Raw genomic sequence first — 3598 nt, 5'->3', positions numbered from 1 at the left:
ACCGGCCTAGCTCCCAAGGCGGTGATTGGGGCGGTGATGCGCAAGCTGGCCCACCTGATCTATGGGGTGATCACGTCCGGCAAGCCGTTTGATGCAAATCACGGACAACCTGGGCTTGCTATTCAAGACGGTATCTGACCCAAAATTTTCTGCTTAGGCCAACGCCACCAGCCCGTGGTAGCCCACATACAGCCCCACCAGCACGATCAAACCACCGGAGAAGTAGGGGGCCTTGCGGGCGAAGCTGCCAAAGCCGCTGAAGCGTTTGGATGCATGGCGCACACCCAGCGCCGCCAGGGCGCCCGATGCGACAAGGGTGAGCGCCAGGCCGATGCTGAAGCACAGTACCAGGGTGGCGCCCAGGGCGACCTTCTTGAGCTGCAGGCAGAGCAGCAGCACGGTGATGGAAGCAGGGCAGGGGATCAGGCCTCCGGTGAGGCCGAACAGCACGATCTGGCCGGTGCTGACCTGGCGGTTGGCAAAGCGGCGGCGGATGTCGTTGGCGTGGGCCAGTTCGTGCGCGTCCTGGTATTCGCCGTCCGTGCCCAGGTCCAGACCGTCCGCCTGCGGTGCGTGGTCATGCTCGGCGAACACGACATCGTAGTCATGACTGTGGTGGCCGTGCCCTAGCTGCAGGCGCACGGTAAAGCTGTGCGGTTCGGGTATGGTCTGTTCCGATTCGAGGTAGCCATCGCGCTGGGCAAAGGTGTAGTGCTCGGTGCTGCCATCCGGGCGGGTCAGCTCGGCGTGGACCTCGGCGGCCGTCCAGGCGTGACCGTGCCGGCCTTCCCGTTGCAGGCGGAAGCGTGGTGGCACACCGTCTTCGAAAATGGCGAGCGTCACCACGCCGTGACCGGTGTCGATGCGGCGTATCTCGTCATGATCATGCCCGTTGCCATGGTCGTGATCGTGGTGATGGTGGGCATGCCGTTCATGCCGCCAGGTGCGCCACAGCATCCAGGCGGCCACGCCGATGATGAGCACGGCGGAGGCAAGCTGGAAGTAGGGCTCGGAGGCCTCGGCGCTCCAGTTGCGGCCAAAGTGCAGCCCGGCCATGGCCACTGCCCAGACCACGGCGGTATGCGAAAGGGTGGCCGAGAGGCCCAGCAACACGGCCTGGCCCAGCGTGCCGCGGATGGCCACGATAAACGCCGCCATCATGGTCTTGGAGTGACCGGGCTCCAGCCCATGCAGGGCGCCAAGCAGGATGGCGCTGGGGATGAACAGCCAGGCATTGCCTTGCAGCAGCAGGGTGGAGAAGTCGGTCACGGAGGGCTTGAGGCGGATGATAAAGCGGTTTCTAGTATACTCCCCCCTAGTATGTGCATGTTACCCTTTCATCCAATGATGAGGAGCGGCGCATGCATACCATTCGTGATAAATCCAAGCTGCTGACCCGAGTGCGGCGCATACAGGGCCAGGCGGCCGCGCTGGAGAACCAACTGGCGGAAGAGGCGGACTGCACGGCGGTGCTGCAACAGATCGCGGCCATACGCGGCGCGGTGAACGGGCTGATGGCGGCGGTGATCGAGGGGCATCTGATCGACCATATGGTGAACGAGCCCGAGCAGGCCCAACGCCAGCAGGAGCTGGACGCGGTGTTGCAGGTGATCAAGTCCTACCTGAAGTAGCCATGCAACGGTGGCTATTCCTCCGGCAACTCGATCTGCCGGCAAGCCCGCCACAAGGTAAGGTCATACACGATTTTGAGCAGGCCACCTGCCACCATGGGCGCGGCGATCCAGCCGGCGGCGTAGAGCGCCCCTGCCAGCGAGGGGCTGAGGGCGGCGGCCAGGCTGCGCGGTACGGCGGTCACGCTGGCAGCGGCAGCACGCTCGGCCGGGGTGACGGCGGCCATCACAAAGGCGCTGCGGGTGGGTACATCCATTTGCGACAGTGCGCCGCGCACCAGCAAGAGGGCCAGTGCCACGGGCAGGCTGGGCGCCAGGGCGGCGAAGATCAGGCAGAGGTTGGCGGGTATATGGGTGAACACCATGGTGTTCACAAGACCAATGCGCCGCGCCAGGCGCGGTGCGGCCAGTTGCGAGCCGGCGCTCAGGAGCCCGGTCCAGAAGAAGAACACCCCGGCCTGTGCGAGCGAGAGGCCGAAGCGCTGCTGCAACCACAGTGCCAGCAGGGTGTTGATCACCATGCCGCCAGCAAAGCTATCCAGGCTGAACAAGGCCGCCAGCCGCAGCACAATGGCGCGCGAAGGGCCGAGCGGCGCTGCCGGCGCGGCTTCGTTGGCCGAGATTTGCGGTGCGCGGCGGTAGAGCCACCAAACCACCATACCCACCAGGGCATAGAGCAGGAACATGCCGCGGAGCGCGTTGAGCGGGGCGATGCCGGTTCGCACCGTCAGCCAGCCGGGCAAGGCCGCGGCCAGGGCGCCGACGGCGGCGCACAGCGCCCCCAGCACGCTGTAGCGGGCAAACAGGGTGGTACGTACCGCCCCCGTGGCGGCCCCGGCCAACCGGGCATGCTCCAGCGGTAGAAAGACACTTACGTCACCCGAGCTGGGGTTGAGCGTGCCGATAAAGGCCACCAGCAAGAGCGGCCAGTAGGCAGAGAAGGCGGCAAAGCCAAGGCCGGTGGCGGCCATCAGGAGCGCGGCCCATTGCAGCAGCGGCAACCTGCGCAGCCGGTGCGCCCAGGTGCCCACCGCCAGCGTGGCGGCGGCCGAGCCGAGCAGGGTGGTGGTGGCGAGTATGCCCACCTGCAGGGGGCCCAGGCCCAGGGCCAGCAGGTAGGCCGGCAGCAGCACCGCCATATAGCCATCGACCAGGGCGCGCAGGCTGCGGGCGAGCAGGATGGCGCTGGCATGGGGGGCGGCGCCTTGCGGCAGCAGCAGGTGCCGTAGCGGTGGCTGGTTCGCAAGCATGGTGCGGGTCAGGCCGTGGGCTTGCGGCGCGCGCGCTTTTTCGGAGCGGGTTCGGCACGGGCCATGTCGGCCAAGGGGGTGGTGCTGCCCGATGGGTCGATATGGCTGCCCATCAGCTCGATCAGTGCTGAGAGGTGCTGCTGCAGGCCGGCCAGGGCATTGGGCTCCAGCCGCGAGAGGGCGTCGGGCAGTACGCCGCGTATGGGCTGGGGCGCGGCCTCGTAGATGGCTTGGCCAGCCTCGGTGGGGTGCAGCAGTACCACGCGCTGGTCAGCCTCGGCCCGCTCGCGCCGTACCAGGCCCTGTTGTACCAGGCTCTCGACGAGGTTGCTGGCGGTGGACTGGTGGATGGTCATGGCGCGTGCCAGTTCCGTCACCCGCAGGCCGGGGGATTCCACCACCCGCGCCAGTGCCCAGAGCTGCGAGCCGGAGATGCCGCACAGCGCCTCCACGGACTGGAAGTGCTTGCGCACGGACTGGAAGATCAGCCGGAACTGCTTGAGGACATCCGCCTCCCTGTGGGCGGCGCGGGACTGGGCTGGCATGGTGGGTGAGCGTGATAGGTAGGAACGACCATCAGTGTAAAGGGAATGCCGCTCGTGCGCGCCTCGGGTAATATTACATTTCTACAAATGTAATTGGCGGCCATGAAGGACGTACTCCAGGCGCTCAAGGCGCAGCGTTTGCACGACCCGGATTCCTGGCGCGAGCGGGGGC

Annotated in this window: 4 protein-coding genes; 1 reads left to right on the top strand and 3 read right to left on the bottom strand. The window is 66.6% G+C overall.

The genetic code is table 11. From position 1 onward, the window contains the following. Positions 1 to 153 precede the first annotated feature (153 nt). A complete protein-coding gene (locus tag VIM95_RS17060) occupies positions 154 to 1269 on the bottom strand; it encodes a nickel/cobalt efflux protein RcnA (RefSeq protein ID WP_331988117.1) in 1116 nt (371 codons plus the stop codon). Positions 1270 to 1361: 92 nt separating this feature from the next. Here VIM95_RS17060 and VIM95_RS17055 point away from each other — a divergent pair, with 92 nt between their 5' ends. Beyond that, positions 1362 to 1631, top strand: coding sequence for a metal/formaldehyde-sensitive transcriptional repressor (locus VIM95_RS17055; RefSeq protein WP_331988115.1), 270 nt, complete (start codon positions 1362 to 1364; stop codon positions 1629 to 1631). Between the two features lie 14 nt (positions 1632 to 1645). Here VIM95_RS17055 and VIM95_RS17050 read toward each other — a convergent pair whose 3' ends face one another. Both VIM95_RS17050 and VIM95_RS17045 read right to left on the bottom strand, forming a co-directional pair. Next, complete coding sequence (locus VIM95_RS17050) at positions 1646 to 2881, bottom strand: MFS transporter (RefSeq protein ID WP_331988113.1); 1236 nt, start codon at positions 2879 to 2881, stop codon at positions 1646 to 1648. A gap of 8 nt (positions 2882 to 2889) precedes the next feature. Then, positions 2890 to 3426 (bottom strand): MarR family transcriptional regulator, encoded by a 537-nt coding sequence (locus VIM95_RS17045; protein ID WP_331988111.1) that lies wholly within the window; start codon positions 3424 to 3426, stop codon positions 2890 to 2892. Positions 3427 to 3598 lie beyond the last annotated feature (172 nt).

The organism is Chitinimonas sp., from assembly GCF_036568685.1.
GTDB lineage: Bacteria > Pseudomonadota > Gammaproteobacteria > Burkholderiales > Chitinimonadaceae > Chitinimonas.
Note: the sequence above shows the minus strand (reverse complement) of the source record. Positions and strands in the feature narration are given on the sequence as shown.

Coding starts and splice junctions, on each gene's coding strand:
- VIM95_RS17055 (WP_331988115.1), top strand. CDS start 1,362: ATGCATACCATTCGTGATAAATCCAAGCTGCTGACCCGAGTGCGGCGC.
- VIM95_RS17050 (WP_331988113.1), bottom strand. CDS start 2,881: ATGCTTGCGAACCAGCCACCGCTACGGCACCTGCTGCTGCCGCAAGGC.
- VIM95_RS17045 (WP_331988111.1), bottom strand. CDS start 3,426: ATGCCAGCCCAGTCCCGCGCCGCCCACAGGGAGGCGGATGTCCTCAAG.